Here is a 23,106-nt window from a genome sequence, read left to right as displayed (position 1 = left end):
CGTACGACCCCCGTCCGTACGGGCCTGACCCGCGGGACGCCGCCGCTACTCCAGCACCCGCAGCCCGAGGTGCGCCGCCAGCAGCGGAGCCAGCTCGAACAGCTGCCCATGGCTGATCACCGCCCCCGACATCGCGTCCACGCCGCGAGCGATCCCCAGCTCGGAAGCCCCCCTCAGGTCCACGTCCGCCAGCCGCGCACCCGACAGGTCCACCCCCCGCACCACGCAGTCCCGGAACTCCACCCGCTCCAGCACCGCACCCCCGAAGTCCGGCTCCACCAGCACGCACCCCTCGAACACCACGTCCCGCAGCCGCGCCATCCGCAGGTTCAGGTAGTCGATCTTGCCGCCGCGCACGAGGACCCGCTCCAGCACCGAACCGTGCAGCTGCACCCCGCCGAGGCGCGCGTCCACCAGCTCCACGTCCCGCAGCAACGCCCCCGACAGGTTCGTGCCCACCCCCCGGACTCCCTCCAGCACCGCGTCCATGAACCGCGCCTTCGACAGCCGCGCCTCGTCCAGCGCGCACCGCCGCAGCGCGCAGTCCATGAACCGCGCCCCGACGCCGTCCTCCCCCGCCAGATCCAGGTCCGCGAACTCCAGCCCGTCGTAGTCCCCGTCCGGCTCCAGCCCGCCGCCGTCCCACGCCACCAGCTCCGGCAGCCGCACCTCCGGCCGCCGGGCCTCCTTCACCTTCACCTGTCCGTTTCGCACCATCCGCCCATCGTGGCGGACGGCACTAACAACGGCCCGGCCGGCTACGCCGCCCCGCCGCCCAGCCGCGCCAGCGCCCCGTCCGTCAGCCGGTACACCGACCACTCCTCCTGCGGCCGCGCGCCCAGCGCCTCGTAGAACGCGATCGTCGGCGCGTTCCACTTCAGCACCGACCACTCCAGCCGCTCGTAGCCGCGCTCCACGCACGTCCGCGCCAGCTCCGCCAGCAGCGCCTTCCCGTACCCGCCCCCGCGCACGCCCGGCCGTACGTACAGGTCCTCCAGGTAGATCCCGTGCACCCCGCGCCACGTCGAGAAGCTCAGGAACCACACCGCGAAGCCCACCACCTCCCCGGCGTCCGACTCCGCGACGTGCGCGAACACCGCCGGCCGCTCCCCGAACAGCGCCTCACGCAACTGCCCCGGCGTCGCACGCGCCTCGTGCGGCACCTTCTCGTACTCGGCCAACTCCCGGATCATGGAGTGGATTTCGGCAACATCATCGACAACCGCGGCACGGATCATGGCGCCACCCTAGGCCGCGCCCTCCCGCACCGCCCCAGCAGCAGCCCCGCCACCCTACGGCGCACCACCCCGCCCGCACAGCGGACATCCCGCCGCGCAACCGGCCCCCCGCCATGACATCCCGGACCTGGACACCCCCGCGCGACCCCGTGTAGCAACTCCCCCATGACGATCAACGGCGGCATCTCCTTCTGGTACGCGACCGGCACCACGGCCCACCAGCCGCCCCGCGCCCCCCTCACCACCGACGCCACGGCGGACGTCGTCATCGTCGGCGGCGGCTACACCGGCCTGTGGACCGCCTACTACCTCAAGCGCGCCGCCCCCGACCTCCGCGTCACCGTCCTGGAGCAGAAGTTCTGCGGCTACGGCGCCTCCGGCCGCAACGGCGGCTGGCTCTACAACGGCATCGCCGGCCGCGACCGCTACGCCGCCCTGCACGGCCACGAAGCCGCCCGCCGCCTCCAGCACGCCATGAACGACACCGTCACCGAGGTCATCGACGTCGCGGCCAAGGAGGAGATCGACGCGGACGTCCACCGCGGCGGAGTTCTCGAAGTCGCCCGCACCCCCGCCCAGCTCACCCGCCTCAAGGCCTTCCACGCCACCGAACTCTCCTTCGGCGAGACCGGCCGCGAACTGTACGACGCCGCCGCCACCCGCGCCCGCATCGACATCGCCGACGCCGTCGGCTCCAGCTGGACCCCCCACGGCGCCCGCATCCACCCCCTCAAGCTCGTACGCGGCCTCGCCGACGCCTGCGACCGCCTCGGCGTCGTGATCCACGAATCCACCCCGGTCACCGAGATCGCCCCCCGCCGCGCCGTCACCCCCTACGGCACCGTCCGCGCCCCGTACGTCCTGCGCTGCACCGAGGGCTTCACCGCCGCCCTCAAGGGCCAGAAGCGCACCTGGCTCCCCATGAACTCCTCGATGATCGTCACGGCGCCCCTGCCGCCCTCGGTCTGGAAGCAGCTCAACTGGCAGGACGCCCCGCTCCTCGGCGACATGGCCCACGCCTACATGTACGCCCAGCGCACCGCCGACGACCGCATCGCGATCGGCGGCCGCGGGGTCCCGTACCGCTTCGGCTCACGCGCCGCCCACGCCGAGAACACGGGCCGCACCCAGCCGGCCACCGTCACGGCCCTCCGCGACCTCCTGTTCACGTTCTTCCCCGCCCTCACCGGCACTCCGATCACCCACGCCTGGTCGGGCGTCCTCGGCGTCCCCCGCGACTGGTGCGCCACGGTCACCCTGGACGCCGCCACGGGCCTGGGCTGGGCCGGCGGCTACGTCGGCTCCGGCGTGGCCACCGCCAACCTCGCCGCCCGCACCCTCCGCGACCTGGTCCTCGGCGACCCCACGGACCTCACCGCCCTCCCCTGGGTCCACCACCGCGTCCGCCGCTGGGAGCCGGAACCCTTCCGCTGGCTCGGCGTCCACGCCCTCTACGCCGCCTACCGCGAGGCGGACCGCCGCGAATCCACCACCCACCGCCCCACGACGACCCCCCTGGCCCGCCTGGCCGACCGCGTCTCGGGCCGCGGCTGAGGACCCCGCCACGCAACGCAGAAAGGCCCCGGGCGATCACCCGGGACCTTCCGCTTCTGTACGAATTCCCTTGGCCGGTACCCCTCTGACCTGGGATGGAGCCGCCTATCGGAATCGAACCGATGACCTTCGGGTTACAAAGCCGGCGCTCTACCAACTGAGCTAAGGCGGCACAACGCCACACGCAATACCCACCGCGCATGGAGCCGCCATCACTCTACACAGCGCCCGATTCCCTGGGCCATCACATTGATCCCGCACCCGTAACCACTCAGCCACGTGTTCGTTGAACGGACTGGTGTGCCGTTCTGAAGATCGGATCGGGGAGGGGCGATGGCAGGCCGCACGACGGGGGAGGAAGCCCGGCGCATCAAGCGCGAACTGCTCGGGGTGGGAGACCGGACGAAACACCGGGGCCGGGCTGCCTCACCACTGAAGGGACTGCTCCGACAGCCGGGCGCGCAGCAGCGCACGTACCGTTTCCGCTTCTATCCGACCGCCGACCAAGCAGCCCAGCTGAACCGGACCTTCGGCGCGTGCCGGTGGGTCTACAACGAGGGGCTCGCCCTCCGGGTGAAGGCCTGGGAGGAGCACCGGGTGTCGCTGGGTTTCGCGGAGACCTGCCGGGCGTTGACCGGGTGGAAGCGAATACCGGAGACGGCGTGGCTGAAGGAGGCCTCGTCCACGGTCCTCCAGCAGGCGCTGCGGCACCTGGACTCCGCGTTCTCGCGGTTCTTCAAGGGGTTGTCGAAGTACCCCCAGCACAAGTCGAAGCGCAGGACGAGGGACTCGGCGACGTACGTGCGTACCGGTTTCCGGTGGGTCGAGGATCCGGAGCGGCCGGGCACGGCCTCGGTCACGCTCGCCAAGCAGACGGTCCCGCTGGACGTGCGGTGGTCGCGTGCGCTGCCGCCGGGGCAGTTGCCGGTGAAGCTGACGGTGACGCGTGACCGTGCCGGCCGGTACTTCTTGTCCGTGCTGGCGGAGGAGGTGATCGCGCCGCTTCCGGAGGTGTTCCTGCCCGGCAGTCGGGAGCCGAGGACGGTGGGGCTGGATCTCGGGCTCGCGACGCTGGTGACGCTGGACGACGGGGAGAAGCTTCCGCATCCCCGCCTGCTGGCGAAGTACGAGAAGGAGCTCACGTCCCTGCAGCGCGATCTGCACCGGAAGCAGAGGGGTTCGAAGAACCGGGGGAAGGTGCGGGAGCGGATCGCCCGCCTGTACGCCTCGATCGGTGATGTCCGTCGTGATCAGCTGGACCAGCTGACGACCCGCCTCGTGCGCGAGAACCAAGTGCTCGTGGTGGAGGACCTGCCGATCGCCAATCTCACGCGTGCGGCGAAGGGGAAGGGACGTCGCCGCAAGGCCGCGCTGAACCGGTCGATCCGTGACGCGGCCTGGGGTGAGCTGCTGCGCCAGCTCCGGTACAAGTGCGCGTGGTACGGGCGGACGCTGGTGGTCGTGGACCGGTTCTTCCCGTCGACCAGGCGGTGCTCCGCGTGCCACGCGAAGGGGCCAAAGCTCGACGTGTCAGTGCGCGAGTGGACCTGCGCGGAGTGCGGGGTCCTGCACGACCGGGACACGAACGCGGCGGTGAACCTCAGGGAGGAGGGGATGCGGCTGTACTGGACGGTGGCGATGGCCTTGCCGCCGGGGCGGGTGCCGCCAAGTGTGATCAAGGCGTCGGAGCTGCTGGATCTCGCGCCGGCGGCGTAGTGGAATGCGGTACGGACCGACGGGCCGTCGGCCGTAATGCCTGTGGAGCCTGCGTAGGACCGGCCGGGCGCGACCCTGAGGGACGCGCCCGGGGCGGCGGCGGGCGTCGAAGCAGGAAGCACTGCTCGTGAGGGCGGTGAGGCGCTGGAGTGCCGTGGTCAAAAGCGCGTCGCTCTGGCGTCCCGGGTCAAAAGTCAACCGCTCTGTCCCACCCTGGCGTGCCCGCCCGCAATCCGGGCCGTCAGATTGCTGACAGGAGCCGTACCGCCAGGTAGCGTCGGGCGGAGTCCAGTCGACTGGACTAGACCTTCCACTCGGATCGTCCGGCACGTTCCTGCCGGTAGAAGGGATTCACCACCATGGCTTCTGTCACCTTCGACAAGGCGACCCGCCTCTACCCCGGCGGCGACAAGCCCGCCGTCGACCAGCTGGAGCTGGAGATCGAGGACGGCGAGTTCCTCGTCCTCGTCGGGCCCTCCGGCTGCGGCAAGTCCACCTCGCTGCGCATGCTCGCCGGCCTGGAGGACGTCAACGGCGGTGCCATCCGCATCGGCGACCGCGACGTCACGCACCTGCCGCCCAAGGACCGGGACATCGCGATGGTGTTCCAGAACTACGCGCTGTACCCGCACATGACCGTCGCCGACAACATGGGCTTCGCGCTCAAGATCGCCGGCGAGGACAAGGCCACCATCCGCCGCAAGGTGGAGGAGGCGGCGAAGATGCTGGACCTCACCCAGTACCTCGACCGCAAGCCCAAGGCGCTCTCCGGCGGCCAGCGCCAGCGCGTGGCCATGGGCCGGGCCATCGTGCGCAAGCCGCAGGTGTTCCTCATGGACGAGCCGTTGTCGAACCTCGACGCCAAGCTCCGCGTGTCCACCCGTACGCAGATCGCCGCGCTCCAGCGCGACCTCGGCATCACCACCGTGTACGTCACCCACGACCAGGTCGAGGCCATGACCATGGGCGACCGCGTGGCCGTGCTGAAGGACGGCCTGCTCCAGCAGGTCGACACCCCGCGCAACATGTACGACCGGCCGGCGAACCTGTTCGTCGCCGGGTTCATCGGCTCTCCCGCCATGAACCTCGTCGAGGTGCCGATCACCGACGGCGGCGTGAAGTTCGGCGAGAGCGTCGTCCCGGTGTCGCGCGAGGCGCTCTCCGCCGCCGCCGGCTCGGGCGACAAGACCGTCACCGTCGGCGTGCGCCCCGAGCACTTCGACATCGGCGATACCGGCGGCCTGACGATCACCGTGAACGTGGTCGAGGAGCTCGGCGCCGACGGCTACGTGTACGGCAGCCACGACGGCCAGGACCTCGTGGTCCGCGTCAACGGCCGCCAGGTGCCCGAGAAGGGCTCCTCGCTGCACGTGGTGCCGCGTCCGGACGAGATCCATGTTTTCTCGACGTCGACCGGTGCACGGCTGTCCAACTGAGTGACCGGCAGGGGCGTTCCGCCAAGGGGCGCCCCTGCCGCGGCAGTTGCGGGCGGGCACTCCGCGAACCCCGGCAGACCGGGCCATTCGGCCGCACCCGTCAACCCTTAAATCGAAAAGCCACGTCGAACCATCCCCCGACCGGGTGACTAAATGTCGCCAAATCCTCACCGAGCGCTACTCTCGCCCTCGTGACCCACACTGCCCGCCGAATCGGCCGTTCCCTCGCCCTGGTCCTGCCCGTCGTCCTGGTCCTGTCCGGGACCCTCGCGGTCACCATGGTCCCCTGGGCGGACAACTCCTCCCAGATCCTGACCGCCTCCGCCGAGGACGTCTCCGTCCCGAAGAAGCCGGCCGCGCCCCAGGACCTGCTGCGCGACAAGCTCCTCGGCGAGCTCCAGCAGGGCGAGCAGCCGGGCACCGTGCTGACGCACCTCCAGCAGGAGGTGAACGGGCGGCCGTCGCTCGCGGAGCACTGCGTGAGCATCGCCCGGGCGCTCGGCCGGGCCGCCGTGGAGGCGTACGGGCCGACGAAGGCCCAGTCGTACGCGCGCCCCGTGTGCGACACCTCCTACGCGACCGGTGTCGCCTCGATGGGCTGATCGCCCGTCGCGCCTGCCCCGTCGGGGGCGGGGGCCGTCCCTACTGTGGCGGCCATGACCGAGCTCGGCCCCGAACCACCCCAGACCACCGATGACGCGGCCGCGTTCCCGGCCCCTCCCACCCAGGCTGTCGTCCTGGCGGGCGGGCAGGGATCGCGGCTGCGGCCGTATACGGACGACCGGCCGAAGCCGATGGTGGAGATCCCCGGCACCGGACTGCCCATCCTGGGGCACCAGTTGGCGTGGCTGGCGGCCGAGGGGGTGACCGACGTGGTGGTGTCGTGCGGGCATCTGGCGGGGGTGCTCCAGGAGTGGCTGGCGACGGCCGTGCTGCCGTTGCGGGTGACGACGGTGGTGGAGGAGGAGCCGCTGGGGCGCGGCGGCGGGCTGAAGTTCGCGGCGCGGCGGCTGCCGCGTCCGGACGGGGCGTGGTACGCGGCCAACGGGGACGTGTGGACGCGTTTCCCGCTGCGGGAGATGGCGGCGTTCCACGCGGAGCGGGAGGCGGTGGCGACGCTGGCGCTGGCGCGGCCGCGGATGCCGTGGGGGGTGGTGGAGACGAACGGGCTGGGGCAGGTGCTGGACTTCATCGAGGCCCCGCCGTCGCCCTATCCGATCAACGCCGGGGTGTACGTGTTCGCTCCCGGATTCGCGTCCCTGCTGCCGGACTTGGGGGACCACGAGCGGACGACGTTCCCGCGGCTGGCGCGGGAGCGGCGGCTGGCGGGCTTTCCGCTGCCGCAGGGGGCGTACTGGCGGGCGATCGACACGGCGAAGGACCTGACCGAGGCTGCACGGGAGTTGGCGGCGCAGGGCGCCGTCTGAGCGGTTTCCGTGTTGCTACGTCGGCCCGCCCCGCCCCCGCCCGGCATGCGGAAGGGCCCGGCGCGCCGTACGCGCGCCGGGCCCTTCGGACGGTGGGTGCCGCTCGGCCGGGGTTCAGCCGAGGAGGCCGCCGACGAGGCCGGGCTTCTTGGCCGTGGTGTCCCCGCCGGTGCCGCTGCGGGTGCCGGAGGAGGTGGCGGGCGGCTGCTGCGGGCTGGACTGCTTCGGGGTGCTGCCGCGCGGGGTCTGGCTGCCGCTGCCGGAGGTCTTGCCGGCGGTGGGCGCTCCGGAGCCGGTGGCGGTGCTGTTGCGGGTGGGGGCGCTGCTGCCGGTGCGGCCGGACGTGGCGGCGGGCTCGGAGGGCGCTGCGGAGGGGGAGGCCTGCTTCGAGGGCTGCTGCCTGCTGGGGGCGGGCTGCTTGGCGGGGGCCTGCGGGAGCGGGCTGCCGGGGAGGTAGTTGCTGGGTGCCTGGCCGGGGCCGGGGACGGTGACGACGGTGGAGGAGCGGACGGCTCCGCCGAGGAGGGAGCCGATGAGGAGGGTGAGTCCGCAGACGACGGTGGCCATGACGGTGCCGCGCCGCAGGACGCGGCGGCGCAGCCGCCAGACCTCCGAGCGGGGGCCGAGGGTGCGCCAGGCCTCGCCGGCCAGGCGTGCGTCGAGGGAGTAGACGGGCGCGCCGGCGATGACCAGCGGGCTCCAGGCGGCGAGGTAGATGATGTCGGGGGCGTCGTAGGCGGGGACGGTCTTCCAGCTGACCGTCATGAGGAGGGCGGCGGAGAGCAGGGCGCCGATGCAGGCGGCGAAGCGCTGCCAGAGGCCGAAGACGGTCAGGACGCCGACGATGACCTGGAGGAAGGCGACGCTGAGGCCGGCCCCGACGGGGTGGGCGAGCGCGAAGTCGCGCAGGGGTTCGGCGAGGGCCCAGGGGTGCAGGGTCTGGAGCCAGGTGACCATGGAGCCGCGTTCGCCGCCGTCGAAGTAGACGGGGTCGCAGAGCTTGCCCATGCCGGCGTAGATGGAGATGAAGCCGAGGAAGACGCGCAGGGGGAGCAGGACGACGCCGAGGTTCATGCGGCGGCCGGGGTAGTAGGAGGCCTGGCCGCGGGCGTCGGGGGCGGGGCGCCGGCCGTCGGGGCCGGTATCGGGGCCCTGGTGGTCGCCGTCGTGGTGGTCGTGGCCGTCGTAGCGGTCGTACGGCTGGTAGGGCTGGCGCGGGAGGTCGCGCACGGCGGCGAGGGGACGGGTCTCGTCGGGGTCGCCGTAGGTGCGCTGGCCGATGACGGTGGGGGTGGCGAGGGTGTCCTCGCCCAGGTCGTGTGCCAGGTCGACCCGGGGGATGGTCTGGGTGGCGGCTCCGCCGTCGTAGTCGTCGTGGCCGCGGCCTGCTTCGCGTACGGCCTGGAGGAGTCCTCCCATGGCCGCGGCGTCGCCGGGGGCGGACTTGCCGCTCCAGACGACGGGCGCGCGGCGGCGGGTGGCTCCGGCGGTCGCGACGGCGGCGGCGCCGAGGAGGGGCGCGCGGCCGGGGGCTTTCGCGGGCTTGGAACGCGCGCTCGGGCTCGGTGCGAGCCGCACGCGGAAGCTGGCGTGGTTGACGATGACCTGTGCGGGGTCGCACGGCACCTTGACCATGCTCAGCGCGGGCTGGTCGTCGAACCCTGACGTTCTGGTGTCCACACTCATCTAACCGAGTGATGGGTGTTTAGGACACTGCCTTGACACGAGGGATCTGTCCGAGACCCGTCAAGATCAAGTCGCCCCGCCCGTGAGGGGCGGGGCGACACGCTCACGGGTCACGTCCCGTGGGCCAGGTGGATCAAGCGGCTGCTGCCGTCCGGGTCACACACGGCCGCGCTGGGCGCGCTTGCGGGCGGCCTCGTAGAGGACGACACCGGCGGCGACGCCGGCGTTGAGGGACTCGGCGCCACCCGGCATCGGGATGCGGACGAGGTAGTCGCAGTTCTCGCCGACGAGGCGGCCGAGGCCCTTGCCCTCGGAGCCGACGACGATGACGACCGGGCCGCCGAGGGCGTCCAGGTCCTGCACCTCGTGCGTGCCCTCGGCGGCGAGGCCGACGACGGTGATGCCGGCCTTCTTGTAGTCCTGGAGGGCGCGGGTGAGGTTGGTGACGCGGGAGACCGGGGTGCGGGCGGCGGTGCCGGCGGAGGTCTTCCAGGCGCCGGCGGTCATGCCGGCGGCGCGGCGCTCGGGGATGACCACGCCGTGGCCGCCGAAGGCGGAGACGGAGCGGACGATCGCGCCCAGGTTGCGGGGGTCGGTGACGCCGTCGAGGGCGACGATGAGGGCGTCCTCGCCGTTGTCGTGGGCGGCGTCGAGGAGGTCCTCGGGGTGCGCGTACTCGTACGGCGGGACCTGGAGGACGAGGCCCTGGTGGTTGAGCCCGTTGGTCATCCGGTCGAGCTCGGGGCGCGGGGCCTCCATCAGGTTGATGTTGCCGCGCTCGCCGGCGAGCTTGAGGGCGTCGCGGACGCGCTCGTCGTTGTCGATGAACTGCTGCACGTAGAGGGTGGTGGCGGGCACGCCGTCGCGCAGCGCCTCGAAGACCGGGTTGCGGCCGACGACCATCTCGCTGGTGCCCTTGGGGCCGCCGCGGCGGGGCGCGGGGCGGCGCTTGGCGGCCTGGCGGGCCATGGCGTTGGCGATGCGGTTCGCCTTGTGCTTCTTGCGGTCCTCGGCCTTGGGCGTGGGGCCCTTGCCCTCCAGGCCCTTGCGCCGCTGGCCACCGCTGCCGACCGTCGCGCCCTTCTTGTTGGACGTGCGGCGGTTCCTGCGCTGGCTGTTCCCGGCCATGACCTCTACCTGTTTTCGTTCGTGCTGCGATATGTACGTATGAAGAGTGTGCCGCCCGGAAGGCCGGGCGGCACAACACGGCTGGTCCGGGTGGGTCCGGATCAGCGGGGGCCGAGGGTCCAGCGCGGGCCGCTGGGGCTGTCCTCGATGACCAGACCGGACTGGTTCAGCTGGTCGCGGATGGCGTCGGCGGTCGCCCAGTCCTTGCGGGCGCGGGCGGACTCGCGCTGTTCCAGGACCAGGCGTACGAGGGTGTCGACGGCCCCGTGGAGGTCCTCGCCGCGGTCGGCCTCGCCGGCCCAGTGCGGGTCGAGCGGGTCCAGGCCGAGGACGCCGAGCATGGCGCGCACCTCGGCCAGCCGGGCGATCGCCTCGTCCTTGTCGTCCGCGGCGAGCGCGCTGTTGCCCTGGCGGACGGTGGTGTGGACGATGGCCAGCGCCTGCGGGACGCCCAGGTCGTCGTCCATCGCCTCGGCGAAGGCCGGCGGGACCTCGGCGGCGGCCTCGACGGGACCGCCCGCCTTCTCGATGACGCGCTGGTAGAAGCCCTCGATGCGGGCGAAGGCGGACTCCGCCTCGCGCAGCGCCTCCTCGCTGTACTCGATCATCGACCGGTAGTGCGGGGTGCCGAGGTAGTAGCGCAGGACGATCGGGCGCCACTGCTTGACCATCTCGGAGACCAGCACCGAGTTGCCGAGCGACTTCGACATCTTCTCGCCCGACATGGTGACCCAGGCGTTGTGCACCCAGTAGTTCGCGAACGCGTCGCCGAAGGCCTTGGCCTGGGCGATCTCGTTCTCGTGGTGCGGGAAGATCAGGTCGAGCCCGCCGCCGTGGATGTCGAAGGCCTCGCCGAGGTACTTGTGCGCCATCGCGGAGCACTCCAGGTGCCAGCCGGGACGGCCGCGGCCCCACGGGGTCTCCCAGGAGGGCTCGCCGGGCTTGACGGACTTCCACATGGCGAAGTCGCGGGGGTCGCGCTTGCCGGTCTCGCCGGTGGACTCCGGCTGGCGGATGTTGTCGAGCTCCTGGCGGGAGAGCGAGAGGTAGCCCGGGAAGGACTTCACGTCGAAGTAGACGTTGCCCTCGGACTCGTACGCGTGACCGCGCTCGATGAGCCCGCGCATCATCTCGACCATCTCGGTGACGTGTCCGGTCGCGCGCGGCTCGTAGGTGGGCGGCAGGCAGCCGAGGGCCGTGTAGCCGTCGTTGAAGGCGCGCTCGTTCTCGTAGCCGATGGACCACCAGGGGCGGCGCTGCTCCGCGGACTTCGCGATGATCTTGTCGTCGATGTCCGTCACGTTGCGGACGAACGTGACGTCGTAGCCGCGGTACGTGAACCAGCGGCGCATCATGTCGAAGTTGAGGCCCGAGCGGATGTGCCCGATGTGCGGGGCCGCCTGCACGGTCGCGCCACACAGGTAGATCGAGACGCAGCCCTGTTCGAGCGGGACGAAGTCGCGGATCTGCCGGGCGCTGGTGTCGTACAGGCGAATAGTCACGGCATCCAGGGTAGTGCGCCCACGGCAGTGCCCCGCGACCGTTTGAGGCCGCCCGAACGGTTTGTTGCCGAAGAGGTGACATCCGTGAACGGGCGGCCCGTGGCCGTACGTCGTACTCAGGCCCGGTTCGTCCGGTAGACGAGGGCGGTGGCGATGGCGGCCAGGCCCTCGGCGCGGCCGGTGAGGCCGAGTCCGTCGGTGGTGGTGCCGGAGACGGAGACGGGGGCGCCCGCCGCCGCCGCGAGCGCCTTCTGTGCTTCCGCGCGCCGCTTGCCGATCTTCGGGCGCACGCCGATCACCTGGATCGCGATGTTGCCGATCTCGAAGCCCTCGGCGCGGACGATCCGGGCGGCCTCCGCCAGGAGGGTGACCCCGGCGGCGCCGGACCACTCGGGGCGGGAGGTGCCGAAGTGCGCGCCGAGGTCGCCGACGGCGGCGGCGGAGAAGAGGGCGTCGCAGGCGGCGTGGGCGGCGACGTCGCCGTCGGAGTGGCCGGCGAGGCCGTCCTCGCCCTCCCACAGCAGGCCGGCGCACCACAGCTCGCGGCCGGCCTCGAAGGCGTGCACGTCGGTGCCGATCCCGACGAGCGGGATCAGGGGCTGGTCAGTAGACATCGGTGGCCCTCCTGCGGGCGAGTACGGCCTCGGCGAGGACCAGGTCGAGCGGACGGGTGACCTTGAAGGCCTCCTCGTGGCCGGGGACGGTCACGACGGTGACCCCGGTGCGCTCCACCATGCCGGCGTCGTCGGTGGCGCCCTCGCCGCTGACGGCGATGGCCTCGTGCGCGCGCAACAGGGTGGCGAGGTCGAAGCCCTGCGGGGTCTGCACGGCGCGCAGCCGGGCGCGCTCGGGCGTGGCGACGACCGGCTCGGGCTCGCCGGGCGCGCCGGGCTCGACCTCCTTGACGGTGTCGGCCAGGGGCAGTGCGGGGACCACGGCGGGGGCTCCGTCGCGGACGGCCTCGACGACGGAGTCCACGGTGTCGACGGGGACCAGCGGCCGGGCCGCGTCGTGGATCAGCACGGAGGTGATGTCGGCGGGGAGGGCGGCCAGGCCGGCGCGCACGGACTCCTGGCGGGTGTCGCCGCCGGGGACGACCAGGACCTCGGTGCGGTCGGGCAGGGCGTGCTCGTCGAGGAGGTTGCGGACCTCGGGGGCGCCGTCGGGCGGGGCGACGACCACGACCAGGGCGACCGCGCGGGAGCGGGCCATGGCGCGGACGGCGTGGATCAGCATCGGGGTCCCGCCGAGGGCCCGCAGGGCCTTGGGGGCGCCGGGGCCGAGGCGTACCCCGCGGCCGGCGGCCGGGATCACCGCGGCGGTGCGGTGGGGGCGGGATTCGTCAGACATCAGTAGCTCCGAGCCAGGTTTGTGACTTCGGCCGACATGGGTATGGCCTTGGGCGTACCCCGGCTCCGGCCGGGGGGAGTGCCGGGTGCGACGCCCTCGCCCCTTCCGTGACGACCGGTCGAGCCGGCTGCCCGGACCCGGCACGCCAGTACCGGGACCGTGCGGGTGTGCACACGCAGGGTACGGCGGGATGAGCGCAGGGTACGGCCGTCAGGGTACGGGTGTGCGACCCGTGGCCGGCCGGGCCGGGACCGGGTGAGGTGCCGGGCCGGGCCGGGCGGAGCGGCCGTGCGGGTGCGGTGCGGGTGGCCGGACCGGGTGCGGTGGCGGTGCCCGGACGCAGACATGCCGCAGCGCCCGGCAACAGCCCTCTCGAAACCGAGAGGGCGGGTCATCGGGCACCGCGGCACACTGTGGCCGGTTCGTGCGTCAGGACGCAAGAACCTCGTCGAGGAGGGCCTCGGCCTTGTCCTCGTTGGTGTTCTCGGCGAGCGCGAGCTCGCTCACCAGGATCTGGCGCGCCTTCGCGAGCATGCGCTTCTCTCCTGCGGAGAGACCGCGCTCGCGCTCACGACGCCACAGGTCGCGCACTACTTCGGCGACCTTGATGACATCGCCAGAAGCGAGCTTCTCCAGATTTGCCTTGTAGCGACGGGACCAGTTCGTGGGCTCTTCTGCGTACGGTGCGCGGAGCACCTCGAAGACCCGGTCCAGCCCGTCCTGGCCGACTACGTCGCGAACGCCGACGAACTCTGCATTGTCCGCAGGCACACGAACCGTCAGGTCGCCCTGGGCGACCTTGAGCACCAAGTAGGTCTTGTCCACGCCTTTGATCTGGCGAGTTTCGATGGCCTCGATCAGCGCGGCCCCGTGATGGGGATAGACCACGGTGTCGCCAACCTTGAACGTCATGTGACAGGTACCCCTTCCGTGGCTATCCAGGGTAACACGAGAACTGACTGTTATGAATGGCGTTTTCGCAGGTCAGGGCACATCTCGGGGCTTGACAACAGCGACACGAACGTGCTGCGAAAGGGTTCCGGAGGGGGGTATTCGCAGGTCGGAGGCGCTGTGCGGACCGGGCGAAACGACCACGTTACACCTGGCGGACGCGGCCATAGGTGTGACGTACGTCCCGTTTTGCCGGGTTCCCCGACGCGAAACGGAAGTACTCCGTTCGACTGGCGGCCACCCGTACGCACCGGGTTCAGGCCCAATCCGCAATTGATCAAGCCGCCGCGTTCGACGGAATCCCGGAATTGATCACGGAGCGGCCCCGGACGGGATAGCGGAATGCAAGATCGCGGGACCGGCGCAGCACGGTGCGCGCACTGCGGAGGGTCGGGTGCGGGGGCGGGGCGGCGGCTCGGTAACCTAAGCGCGCTGACACACCCTTAGGGCGGCTTTACCTCGGCCGCCCTGAGCCTGTACCCGTCCCGTCCGTACGTCCAAGGAGTTGCCGCCGCCGTGAGCCGCAGCCTTCGACGCGGCGCTCTCGCCGCTACCGCCGTCGTGTTCTCCCTTGCATCGCTCGCAGCGTGCGGTGCGGGCAACGACGCGCAGACTCTCGAGATCAAGCCGGACAACGCCGCTGTCACCAAGGGCGACATCAAGATCCAGAACGCCCTGGTGATCACCAAGGGCGAGAAGGACAAGAAGGGTCCGGCCGCCCTCTCGGCGACCGTCTTCAACTCCGGCACCAAGGCCCAGACCCTGGACGGGATCACCCTGAAGGGTGGCAAGTCCAAGGTGGTCCTGAAGCCCGCCGAGGGCTCCGGCAAGATCAGCGTGCCCGCTGGCGGCTCCGTGGTGCTGGGCGGCAAGGGCAACGCCTCCGCCGTCATCGAGGGCGGCCGCGAGGCCGTCCAGAACGGCAACGTGCAGGACGTCGTCTTCCAGCTGAGCACCACGGGCGACGTGGAGCTGGGCGCCTTCGTCGTCCCGGCCACCGGCATGTACGCGGGCTACGGCCCGACGGAGGCCCCGGCCGCCGCCCCCGCCCCCGCCCCGTCCGGCAGCCCCTCCGGCTCCCCCGTCCCGGGCACCTCCGGCTCCCCGGCCGCGTCGGGCTCCCCGGCCGCCGGCGCCACCCCGTCGGGCGCCGCCTCGGGCGCCGCCTCGGCATCGCCGTCGCGCAGCGCGGGCCACTGAGCGCAGCAGCAAAAGAGGGAGGCCCCAGCCGCGATGCGGCTGGGGCCCTCCCCTTTTCTACAGAGACGCTGGAGCCCCGTCGCCCTACGGCTCGAACTTGTAGCCGAGCCCGCGGACGGTGACCAGGTAGCGCGGCGCGCCCGGGTCCGGTTCGATCTTGGCGCGGAGGCGCTTGACGTGGACGTCCAGGGTCTTGGTGTCGCCGACGTAGTCCGCGCCCCAGACCCGGTCGATCAGCTGCATGCGGGTCAGCACGCGGCCCGCGTTGCGCAGGAGCATCTCCAGCAGGTCGAACTCCTTCAGCGGGAGGTCGACCTTGGCCCCCGCGACGGTGACCACGTGCCGGTCCACGTCCATGCGTACGGGCCCGGCCTCCAGGGCCGCCGGGGTGACCTCCTCCGGCTCGCCGCGGCGGCGCAGGACCGCGCGGATGCGGGCGACCAGCTCCCGGGAGGAGAAGGGCTTCGTGACGTAGTCGTCGGCTCCTATCTCCAGCCCGACGACCTTGTCGATCTCGCTGTCCTTGGCGGTCACCATGATCACGGGGACGTTGGAGCGACCGCGCAGCTGCCGGCAGACCTCGGTGCCCGGCAGGCCGGGCAGCATCAGGTCGAGGAGGACGAGGTCGGCGCCGTTGCGCTCGAACTCGTCGAGCCCGTCGGGCCCCGTCGCGGCGATGGCGACCTCGAAGCCTTCCTTGCGGAGCATGTAGGACAGGGCGTCGCTGAAGGATTCCTCATCCTCGACGACGAGCACTCGGGTCACGGAAGGACCTCCGGGGCAGGAATGACTGGTTCTGGGTCAAGCTGGGGTCTGGCGGGTTCGGGGGCGGTCGCCGGGGCCGGCGCGGCCGCCTCGGGGAGTCGCAGGGTGAACGTGGAGCCCTGGCCCTCGGAGCTCCACACCGACACCTCCCCGCCGTGCGAGGCCGCCACGTGCTTCACGATCGCGAGGCCCAGACCGGTTCCGCCCGTGGCGCGGGAGCGGGCCGGGTCGACGCGGTAGAAGCGCTCGAAGATGCGCTCGCGGTCCTTCTCCGGGATGCCTATGCCCTGGTCGGTCACGGCTATCTCGATCAAGTCTCCCCCCGGCGCCGTCACCCGGCGCGCGGCGATGCCGACGCGGGTACGGGCGGGGCTGTAGTTCACGGCGTTCTCGACCAGGTTGCCGAGGGCCGCGGCCAGCTGCCCCCGGTGTCCCCATACCCGCAGGTCGGCGGTGCCGCCGGCGGCCATGGTGATCTGCTTGGAGGTGGCCGTGTGCCGGCAGCGGTCGATGGCCTCCGCCACGAGCGTGTCCACCCGTACCGGCTCGGCGTCCTCCAGTGCCTCGTCGTTCTGCACCCGGGAGAGGTCGATGAGCTCCTGCACGAGGTTGATCAGGCGGGTGGACTCGATCTGCATGCGGCCCGCGAAGCGGGTGACCGCCTCGGGGTCGTCGGACGCGTCCATGACCGCCTCGGAGAGCAGCGAGATCGCGCCGACCGGGGTCTTCAGCTCGTGCGAGACGTTCGCGACGAAGTCGCGGCGCACCGCCTCGATGCGCCGGGCCTCGGTCAGGTCCTCGACCAGCAGCAGGACCAGGCGCGAGCCCAGCGGGGCGACGCGGGCGGAGACCGCGAGGGCCTCGCCGCGGCCGGTGCCGCGCCGGGGCAGGTCGAGCTCGATCTGGCGTATCTCGCCGTCCCGGCGGGTGTCGCGGGCCATGTGGAGCATCGGCTCCACGGCCAGCTTCCCGCCGCGGACCAGCCCGAGCGCGTACGCGGCCGAGCTGGCCTTGACCACCGCGTCGCCCTCGTCGAGGACGACGGCGGAGGAGCGGAGCACGGAGAGGACCGTGTCCACTCCGGGCGGCAGCACCGCGTTGATGTCGGGGCGCATGGAGCTCCGGGTGGGGCGGGCCTGGTCGCGCTCGCTCCAGCGGAACGCCAGCATGGCGATGACACCGGTGCAGAGACCGGCGATCGCCGCAGCTGCGGCGACCGCCGCGTTCACGTCCATGTGTCCAGGTTAAGCAGGCCCGCGGACACTTCCACAGCCGTTCGGGTGGCACCTCGAACAGTCGTCGCCCAGAGTTCACCCTGACGACGGGGTTGATTCATTTGTGGTGCCGGAGTCGGACGCGTTGGCGACCGAACGTGTAAACGTGGGGCCGAACACCCCGCACGAGCAGTAGTGAGCAGACGAGCAGTAGCGAGCAGCAGGCAAGCAGGCCGGAGAGGGACACCATGCGCGACGCGTACCACGAGGAACTGGACTCGATCGGAGAGAGCCTGGTCGAGATGGCCCGGCTCGTCGGTTCCGCGATCGGCCGGGCCACGACCTCCATGCTGGACGCCGACCTGAAGCTCGCGGAGAGCGTCATCGCCGCGGACCAGAAGGTGGACGACCTCCAGCACGACCTGGAGGCCCGCGCCATCGCCCTGCTGGCCCGGCAGCAGCCGGTCGCCACCGACCTGCGCATCGTCGTCACCTCGCTGCGCATGAGCGCCGACCTGGAGCGCTCCGGCGACCTGGCGCAGCACGTGGCGAAGCTGGCCCGGCTGCGCTTCCCGGACACGGCGGTCCCGCGCGACCTGCACGCGACGATCCTGGAAATGGGGCAGCTGGCGCAGCGGCTGATGGCGAAGGCGGCCGAGGTCATCATCACGAAGGACGTGGACCTGGCGCTCCAGCTGGAGCAGGACGACGACGAGATGGACCAGCTGCACCGCACGCTGTTCCAGCACCTGATGGACGACCGCTGGAAGCACGGCATCGAGACGGCCGTCGACGTGACGCTGCTGGGCCGCTACTACGAGCGGTTCGCGGACCACGCGGTGTCGGTGGCGAAGCGCGTGGTGTACCTGGTGACGGGCGAGCACGCGGACGAGCTGCAGCAGCCGACGCAGGTCGAGGGCGTCTGAGCCGCTCCGCGCGGCACTCCGCGCGGCACGCCCCAATGCGCCGTTGACGCGCCGGTGCGGCTGGGCATGAATGAGGCGAAGGCACCACGACTTCCCGTACGCCGCCTGCGAGGAGGCACCATGCCCGAGACCCCTGTCCCCATCACCCCGGAACAGGAGCAGCCGCCCCGTCCGGAGCCGCTGCGCCTCCCGCTGCTCGCGGCCTGCGGCTGCGGCTCGGGCTGCGGCTGCGGCTGCCAGTCCGGCGCCCCGTGCCAGTGCGGCGGCTGACGGACCGCACCGCCGCCCGCTCAGCCCGCAGGGCCCCGTCCGACAAGGCCGGACGGGGCCCTGCGCGCACGGCCCGGCCCGCGAGCCGGCCCGTGGCCGGTGTCCCCGTCAGGCGCCCGGATCCCGGGGCCCGACACCCGCGGCCGCCCGCGCGGTACGTCGCCCCGAGGCCGGGCCCGGCTCCTCCTGGAACGCCTTGACCAGGTCGTTGATGAAGTGACGCGTCTCCTCGGGGTTGAGGGCCTGCGCCTGGAGGTGGGCGTACGTGACGTAGTACGGGTGGCGGTCGGTGTACTTCTCCAGGTAGAGATCGCTGGTGAACCGCTCCAGGTAGACGACTCCCGCCTCGGCGTCGGCAAACCCGAGGATGGAGAACTGCCCCAGGAGGCCGGCATGGGCTCCGGCGGCATGCGGCAGGACCTGCACGGTGATGTGCGGCTGGGCGCCGAGGGTGTTGAGGTGCTCCAGCTGCTCGCGCACGACCTCGCGGCCGCCGACCTCGCGGCGCAGCGCGGATTCGTCCAGGATCGCCCATAACCGGAAGGGGCGGGCCGGGTGGTGCGCCCGGTGCTGGCGGCGCAGCCGCACCTCCAGGCTGACGGCGGCCTGCTCCGGGGTGATGTGAGGGACCGTTTCGTTGATGAGCGCGGCGGCGTACGCGGGGGTCTGCAGCAGACCGGGAACGACCAGTGGCTCGTAGGTGTGGATGGAGGCGGCCCCCGTCTCCAGCCCGATGTAGACGCCGTAGGGGACGTCGCCGCAGGAGACCCACCAGCCCTGGCGGCCCGACTCCTTCGCCATCCGCATCATCGAGTCGACGACGTCCTGGTCGGTGACCCTGTAGAGCCGGCACAGGTCGCGCACGTCCCGCGGGTTGATGGGACGACGGCCGGTCTCGATGAGGCTGATCTTGGACTGCGACACCAGCAGATGCCCCGCCGCCTGCGTGGACGTCATGCCCGCGGCCTTGCGCAGTTGCCGGAGCTCCGCGCCCAGCCGGCGCCTTCTGACCGTGGGTTGTCCGTTCACCGCCATGGGCGGTCTACCTCCAGCTCCAGACGCGCAGGCACTCATCCCACGGCCGACACCGACGCAACGCATTGTGCATACGCGGCCGAACAGGCCGTGCATCCGCGTGGCGAGCACCACCTGTTCGGCCCAACGCGCCGCCGTGCGCCCGGTCACAGACCGCCGGTGATCCACCGTCGAAGGGCCGCGTGGGTGGTGTCGTCCACCGTGGAGAGGACGGCGATGGCGTGCGGGTCGTCGGTGTGGGGGCGGACGCCCGCACTGGTCAGCCACGTGTGGAGGTCGAGCCGCCGGCGGTCGGCGGAGTCGGGGGTGGCGTCCGCGCCCGGCCGGCGGGCCGGTGCGGGAGGGGGCCTGGGTGCCGGCGAGGGGCCGGGCCACGCATCCATGGGGGCCCCGGCCTCCGCATCGTCGTCGTACGGGCGGCTCCGTAAGCCGGGGAACCGGTAGGGGTCGGTCAGCCACTCGTTCATGCGGGGCTCTCCGAACCGGTCACCGGCCGGACGCCCCCGCCCGCGGTACGGGGTTCACAGCTGCTCGCCTCCCAGGGCGTGGGCGCCCGCGGCGATGACCTCGGCGAGCTGGTTGGCGAGGGCGACGCTGCACCCCCCGAGCCGGACGAAGCCCCGGCAGCCTACGGGTCCGTCGTTGTACAGCGAGGGCAGGGTCAGACCGGCGAGCGCGAGGGCGGCCTGGAGGTTGGTGACGGCTTCCTCACCGGCCTGGTACGCGGCGTCCTGGCGCCGCTTGTACCGGAGGCGCTCGGCGTGGGTGAGCTCGTAGGGCATGCTGTCGTCCTCTCTCTCTGGGGGAAGGGGCGCAGGGGCGGGATGCTCGTAGGACTGAGACCGTCCGCAGCCCGTGACCTATGGGTTTCGATCTTCGTTCCTGTGATGCACGTGTTCGTTGAAGTCCGGAAGGCTTGAGGTGCCCGAGAAGTTAGCGACCCCCGACCGCATCGCGTCGAGCGCCGACGACGGCCTGCTCCGCGGTGCGGTCGTGGCCACCCCGGCACGCCTCGGGCGCCCGGCCCCCCTCCGGCCGGGGCTCGCGGCCTTCATGATCCGTAGCGGAGCCGGTATCCGGCGGGGGCACGGACGGAGTCCGTCCGGTCCCGCACGGGGTATTCGGGGAGCACGCCGCCAGGGCTGCCCGCCGGCGTCGGCGGCCGGAGCGGTGCGGGCCGGCGGCGGCCGCGGTGCCGCGGAGCGGGTTGCCGGGGCGGGCGCGTCAGCGTGATCTGCCGGACGAGTTGCTGGAAGCAGGCCAGCGCGGCGATGGGGGGCAGGGTGGCCGCCGCCTGCGCGGCGAACGTGCGCGGTGCCTGCGCCAGGCAGAGCAGTGTGGCCAGGGTGGAGAACAGCAGGACGATGGACCAGGAATGCACGGCCCGGCGCTGGTGCAGGGCGGCCCGCAGGATGGACAGGGAGGCGACCATCCAGGGTCCGTAGATCAGCAGCGGCCACCAGCTGGAGACACCGTGCGCGGTGCCCGGCCCGGCGCTGTGGCGCAGGGCTTCGCAGATGGCCAGGCCGCTGAACATGCTGACGACGGCGGCGATGACGCCCACGAGCACCGCGGTGCAGAGGCTGCCGGTGTGCAGCAGGGTCATCACAGACGTCTTCACCGCGCCGCCCCTCCGGTGCCCGGCCGGGGCCGGCGCCCGGAGCCGGTGCCCGCCGCCCGCCGGGATCCCCCCGTCGTCCAGTCCGGGGACGAAGCCGGGTCCCGGGCCCGGCCCGGGACCGGGCGCGAAGCCGGAGGCGAGACCGGGCCCGAGGCCTGACGCGAGGCCTGACGCGAGGCCGATGCCGCTGACCGTCTCGCCGGCGGTGTCGTCGTAGGCGGCGCGGTCGACCGGCTCCGCCGGACCCGGCGGCATGGTGTCCCGGCAGAGATGGGCCAGTTCCTCCGACGGATCCCACGAGGCGCCCGCCCCGGCCGGCCCGAAGAGCGGCCGCCCAACGTAGGCGGCGTGCTGCTCCTGGTCCGGCCCCGGCCAGTACACCGGCGGCTCCGGTCGAGGAGCGTAGTGGCCGTACCGCTCATACACGGGACGTCCGCCCCGGACGTTCCCCGGCCGGCGCCGTCAGCGGTGCGGCCTCCTGGTTCACCTGGGACCTGCGGTGGAACTCGGTCTGGATCCTGCCTACCGCGACCAGGAATTCCTCGAAGATCGAGGACGAGTAGTGGAGGCCGACCTCCAGCTCCTCATGCCGAAGGGTCGCGCCCTTCTCCGGGGCCGGGTCCTGCGAGACAGGCGTGTACGTCCATTTCCCAGCCCTCGCGGCCCGGATCCGACCGTCGCGCACGCCGTCGTCCGCGCTCAGCGGGGACATTGCCGCGTGGTTTGCTGTTGTCATAGTCCACCCAACGCTCCGGGTACGGGTGAGGGTGTGCGCCATCCAGGTGAGGGTGGCCGAAACAGAGCAAGGTTGACCGGTGTCTTTTGTCGGTTCTGCGCTCTCCGGCGGCGCGTGGCGGCAAACGGCTGACAGCACGCAACCCGGCATATGCCCCCACGTTATGACGATGTCGCCGGGGGCGCCGGAGCCCCCTCCCCGATCACCTGCACCGGAGAGGACCCGCAGTGACAGACACCCTCCTGTGGTTCGCACTGATCTGCTCCGCACTGGGCACGGGCGTCACCGCCCTGACCACGTCGGGCATTGGCCGCATGCACCCCCTGGACGTCCGTGAACTACGGCGCCACGAACACTTCGGAGACGTCCTGTCCCGCCACGTGGCAGCGACGAGACTCCTCCCACCGCCACCCCCGCCCCACGCCCCCGACGCCACCCCCCGCTGACGGAAAGGCCCCCCACCCGCCGGAAGACCAGCAGGTGGGGGGCGGTTTCGTCGCGCTTTCGGGCTACTTCTTCTTGCCCTGGTTCTTGACGGCTTCGATGGCGGCCGCGGCGGCCGTCGGGTCGAGGTAGGTGCCGCCCGGGTTCAGGGGCTTGAAGTCGGCGTCGAGCTCGTAGGAGAGCGGGATGCCGGTGGGGATGTTCAGGCCCGCGATGTCGGCGTCGGAGATGCCGTCCAGGTGCTTGACCAGGGCGCGGAGGCTGTTGCCGTGGGCGGCGACCAGGACGGTGCGGCCGTCGAGGAGGTCCGGGACGATCGCGTCGTACCAGTACGGCAGCATGCGGACGACGACGTCCTTGAGGCACTCGGTGCGCGGGCGCAGCTCCGGCGGGATGGAGGCGTAGCGCGGGTCCTCGGACTGGGAGAACTCGGTGCCGTCCTCGAGGGCCGGCGGCGGGGTGTCGTAGGAGCGGCGCCACAGCATGAACTGCTCCTCGCCGAACTCGGCGAGGGTCTGGGCCTTGTCCTTGCCCTGGAGGGCGCCGTAGTGGCGCTCGTTCAGGCGCCACGAGCGGTGCACGGGGATCCAGTGGCGGTCGGCGGCCTCCAGCGCGAGCTGGGCGGTGCGGATCGCGCGCTTCTGGAGCGAGGTGTGCACGACATCGGGGAGCAGGCCGGCGTCCTTGAGCAGCTCACCGCCGCGGACCGCCTCCTTCTCGCCCTTCTCGTTGAGGTTGACGTCCACCCAGCCGGTGAACAGGTTCTTCGCGTTCCATTCGCTCTCGCCGTGGCGGAGGAGGATCAGCTTGTACGGTGCGTCGGCCATGCGTACGAGCCTAGTGGACGCCGCAGGGCGCCTGCGCGCCCCCGATTGACGGACGGCGTCAATCCAGTGGACGGCGGCGG

At 72.0% G+C, this 23,106-nt stretch carries 25 protein-coding genes and 1 tRNA gene; 9 read left to right on the top strand and 17 right to left on the bottom strand.

From position 1 onward, the window contains the following. Positions 1–45 precede the first annotated feature (45 nt). Both SSNG_RS19165 and SSNG_RS19160 read right to left on the bottom strand, forming a co-directional pair. Positions 46–717 carry a pentapeptide repeat-containing protein gene (locus SSNG_RS19165; RefSeq protein ID WP_050779666.1) on the bottom strand — a complete coding sequence of 224 codons (672 nt, stop codon included), beginning with the start codon at positions 715–717 and terminating at the stop codon, positions 46–48. A gap of 41 nt (positions 718–758) precedes the next feature. After that, a complete protein-coding gene (locus SSNG_RS19160; RefSeq protein WP_007265526.1) occupies positions 759–1,238 on the bottom strand; it encodes a GNAT family N-acetyltransferase in 480 nt (159 codons plus the stop codon). A gap of 165 nt (positions 1,239–1,403) precedes the next feature. Between SSNG_RS19160 and SSNG_RS19155 the strand changes: the two genes are divergently transcribed. Then, complete coding sequence (locus SSNG_RS19155; protein ID WP_007265525.1) at positions 1,404–2,792, top strand: FAD-dependent oxidoreductase; 1,389 nt, start codon at positions 1,404–1,406, stop codon at positions 2,790–2,792. Positions 2,793–2,888: 96 nt separating this feature from the next. Here SSNG_RS19155 and SSNG_RS19150 read toward each other — a convergent pair. Further along, positions 2,889–2,964: transfer RNA gene (locus SSNG_RS19150), tRNA-Thr, on the bottom strand. 161 nt (positions 2,965–3,125) lie between these two features. Here SSNG_RS19150 and SSNG_RS19145 point away from each other — a divergent pair. The 4 genes from SSNG_RS19145 to SSNG_RS19130 all read left to right on the top strand — a co-directional run bounded on the left by SSNG_RS19145 (position 3,126) and on the right by SSNG_RS19130 (position 7,371). After that, positions 3,126–4,508 (top strand): RNA-guided endonuclease TnpB family protein, encoded by a 1,383-nt coding sequence (locus SSNG_RS19145; protein ID WP_007265524.1) that lies wholly within the window; start codon positions 3,126–3,128, stop codon positions 4,506–4,508. A 359-nt stretch (positions 4,509–4,867) separates the two neighbouring features. Continuing rightward, positions 4,868–5,944, top strand: a complete 1,077-nt coding sequence (gene ugpC, locus SSNG_RS19140; RefSeq protein ID WP_007265523.1) for a sn-glycerol-3-phosphate ABC transporter ATP-binding protein UgpC — start codon at positions 4,868–4,870, stop codon at positions 5,942–5,944. A 191-nt stretch (positions 5,945–6,135) separates the two neighbouring features. Next, entirely contained in the window at positions 6,136–6,546 is a 411-nt protein-coding gene (locus SSNG_RS19135) for a hypothetical protein (protein ID WP_007265522.1), read from the top strand. A gap of 54 nt (positions 6,547–6,600) precedes the next feature. Next, positions 6,601–7,371, top strand: a complete 771-nt coding sequence (locus tag SSNG_RS19130) for a nucleotidyltransferase family protein (RefSeq protein ID WP_007265521.1) — start codon at positions 6,601–6,603, stop codon at positions 7,369–7,371. Positions 7,372–7,485: 114 nt separating this feature from the next. Here SSNG_RS19130 and SSNG_RS19125 read toward each other — a convergent pair whose 3' ends face one another. From SSNG_RS19125 to SSNG_RS19100, 6 genes are all read right to left on the bottom strand, one after another. After that, a complete protein-coding gene (locus SSNG_RS19125; RefSeq protein WP_007265520.1) occupies positions 7,486–9,057 on the bottom strand; it encodes a DoxX family protein in 1,572 nt (523 codons plus the stop codon). A gap of 156 nt (positions 9,058–9,213) precedes the next feature. Then, a complete protein-coding gene (rlmB, locus tag SSNG_RS19120) occupies positions 9,214–10,185 on the bottom strand; it encodes a 23S rRNA (guanosine(2251)-2'-O)-methyltransferase RlmB (protein WP_007265519.1) in 972 nt (323 codons plus the stop codon). 101 nt (positions 10,186–10,286) lie between these two features. After that, positions 10,287–11,687 carry a cysteine--tRNA ligase gene (gene cysS / locus SSNG_RS19115; RefSeq protein WP_007265518.1) on the bottom strand — a complete coding sequence of 467 codons (1,401 nt, stop codon included), beginning with the start codon at positions 11,685–11,687 and terminating at the stop codon, positions 10,287–10,289. Positions 11,688–11,803: 116 nt separating this feature from the next. Continuing rightward, entirely contained in the window at positions 11,804–12,301 is a 498-nt protein-coding gene (gene ispF, locus SSNG_RS19110) for a 2-C-methyl-D-erythritol 2,4-cyclodiphosphate synthase (RefSeq protein WP_007265517.1), read from the bottom strand. Next, positions 12,291–13,037: a 2-C-methyl-D-erythritol 4-phosphate cytidylyltransferase gene (gene ispD / locus SSNG_RS19105; RefSeq protein ID WP_042801372.1), complete on the bottom strand. Its 747-nt coding sequence runs from the start codon at positions 13,035–13,037 to the stop codon at positions 12,291–12,293. Before ispD ends, ispF begins: the two co-directional genes overlap by 11 nt. A gap of 429 nt (positions 13,038–13,466) precedes the next feature. Next, complete coding sequence (locus SSNG_RS19100; protein ID WP_003953493.1) at positions 13,467–13,949, bottom strand: CarD family transcriptional regulator; 483 nt, start codon at positions 13,947–13,949, stop codon at positions 13,467–13,469. A gap of 555 nt (positions 13,950–14,504) precedes the next feature. Here SSNG_RS19100 and SSNG_RS19095 point away from each other — a divergent pair. After that, complete coding sequence (locus SSNG_RS19095) at positions 14,505–15,188, top strand: hypothetical protein (protein WP_007265515.1); 684 nt, start codon at positions 14,505–14,507, stop codon at positions 15,186–15,188. 84 nt (positions 15,189–15,272) lie between these two features. Here SSNG_RS19095 and SSNG_RS19090 read toward each other — a convergent pair whose 3' ends face one another. Further along, a complete protein-coding gene (locus SSNG_RS19090; protein WP_007265514.1) occupies positions 15,273–15,953 on the bottom strand; it encodes a response regulator transcription factor in 681 nt (226 codons plus the stop codon). Continuing rightward, a complete protein-coding gene (locus tag SSNG_RS19085; RefSeq protein WP_007265513.1) occupies positions 15,950–17,188 on the bottom strand; it encodes an ATP-binding protein in 1,239 nt (412 codons plus the stop codon). Before SSNG_RS19085 ends, SSNG_RS19090 begins: the two co-directional genes overlap by 4 nt. Before the next feature lie 227 nt (positions 17,189–17,415). Here SSNG_RS19085 and phoU point away from each other — a divergent pair, with 227 nt between their 5' ends. Together phoU and SSNG_RS42195 are read left to right on the top strand one after the other, a co-directional pair. After that, positions 17,416–18,093, top strand: a complete 678-nt coding sequence (gene phoU / locus SSNG_RS19080; RefSeq protein WP_007265512.1) for a phosphate signaling complex protein PhoU — start codon at positions 17,416–17,418, stop codon at positions 18,091–18,093. Between the two features lie 120 nt (positions 18,094–18,213). Beyond that, on the top strand, positions 18,214–18,363 hold the full coding sequence (locus SSNG_RS42195; RefSeq protein WP_165365008.1) for a hypothetical protein: 150 nt from the start codon (positions 18,214–18,216) through the stop codon (positions 18,361–18,363). A gap of 108 nt (positions 18,364–18,471) precedes the next feature. On the opposite strand, the gene SSNG_RS19075 is transcribed toward SSNG_RS42195, so the two are convergent. The 5 genes from SSNG_RS19075 to SSNG_RS19055 form a co-directional block, all read right to left on the bottom strand. Next, positions 18,472–19,398 (bottom strand): helix-turn-helix transcriptional regulator, encoded by a 927-nt coding sequence (locus tag SSNG_RS19075; RefSeq protein ID WP_007265510.1) that lies wholly within the window; start codon positions 19,396–19,398, stop codon positions 18,472–18,474. A 146-nt stretch (positions 19,399–19,544) separates the two neighbouring features. Next, positions 19,545–19,865 (bottom strand): hypothetical protein, encoded by a 321-nt coding sequence (locus tag SSNG_RS38010; RefSeq protein WP_007265509.1) that lies wholly within the window; start codon positions 19,863–19,865, stop codon positions 19,545–19,547. A 54-nt stretch (positions 19,866–19,919) separates the two neighbouring features. After that, the gene (locus SSNG_RS19065; RefSeq protein WP_007265508.1) at positions 19,920–20,180 is read right to left on the bottom strand and encodes a hypothetical protein; all 261 of its coding nucleotides are present in this window, start codon (positions 20,178–20,180) and stop codon (positions 19,920–19,922) included. 269 nt (positions 20,181–20,449) lie between these two features. Further along, entirely contained in the window at positions 20,450–21,445 is a 996-nt protein-coding gene (locus tag SSNG_RS43935) for a hypothetical protein (RefSeq protein WP_007265507.1), read from the bottom strand. Then, entirely contained in the window at positions 21,438–21,731 is a 294-nt protein-coding gene (locus tag SSNG_RS19055) for a hypothetical protein (RefSeq protein WP_042801370.1), read from the bottom strand. Before SSNG_RS19055 ends, SSNG_RS43935 begins: the two co-directional genes overlap by 8 nt. 251 nt (positions 21,732–21,982) lie before the next feature. On the opposite strand from SSNG_RS19055, the gene SSNG_RS41210 reads away from it, so the two are divergent. Continuing rightward, entirely contained in the window at positions 21,983–22,201 is a 219-nt protein-coding gene (locus SSNG_RS41210; RefSeq protein ID WP_007265505.1) for a hypothetical protein, read from the top strand. Between the two features lie 63 nt (positions 22,202–22,264). Here the strand turns inward: SSNG_RS41210 and SSNG_RS19050 are convergent, their stop codons facing one another. After that, a complete protein-coding gene (locus SSNG_RS19050) occupies positions 22,265–23,026 on the bottom strand; it encodes a phosphoglyceromutase (RefSeq protein ID WP_007265504.1) in 762 nt (253 codons plus the stop codon). Positions 23,027–23,106 lie beyond the last annotated feature (80 nt).

Source organism: Streptomyces sp. C (assembly GCF_000158895.1).
GTDB lineage: Bacteria > Actinomycetota > Actinomycetes > Streptomycetales > Streptomycetaceae > Streptomyces > Streptomyces racemochromogenes.
Note: the sequence above shows the minus strand (reverse complement) of the source record. Positions and strands in the feature narration are given on the sequence as shown.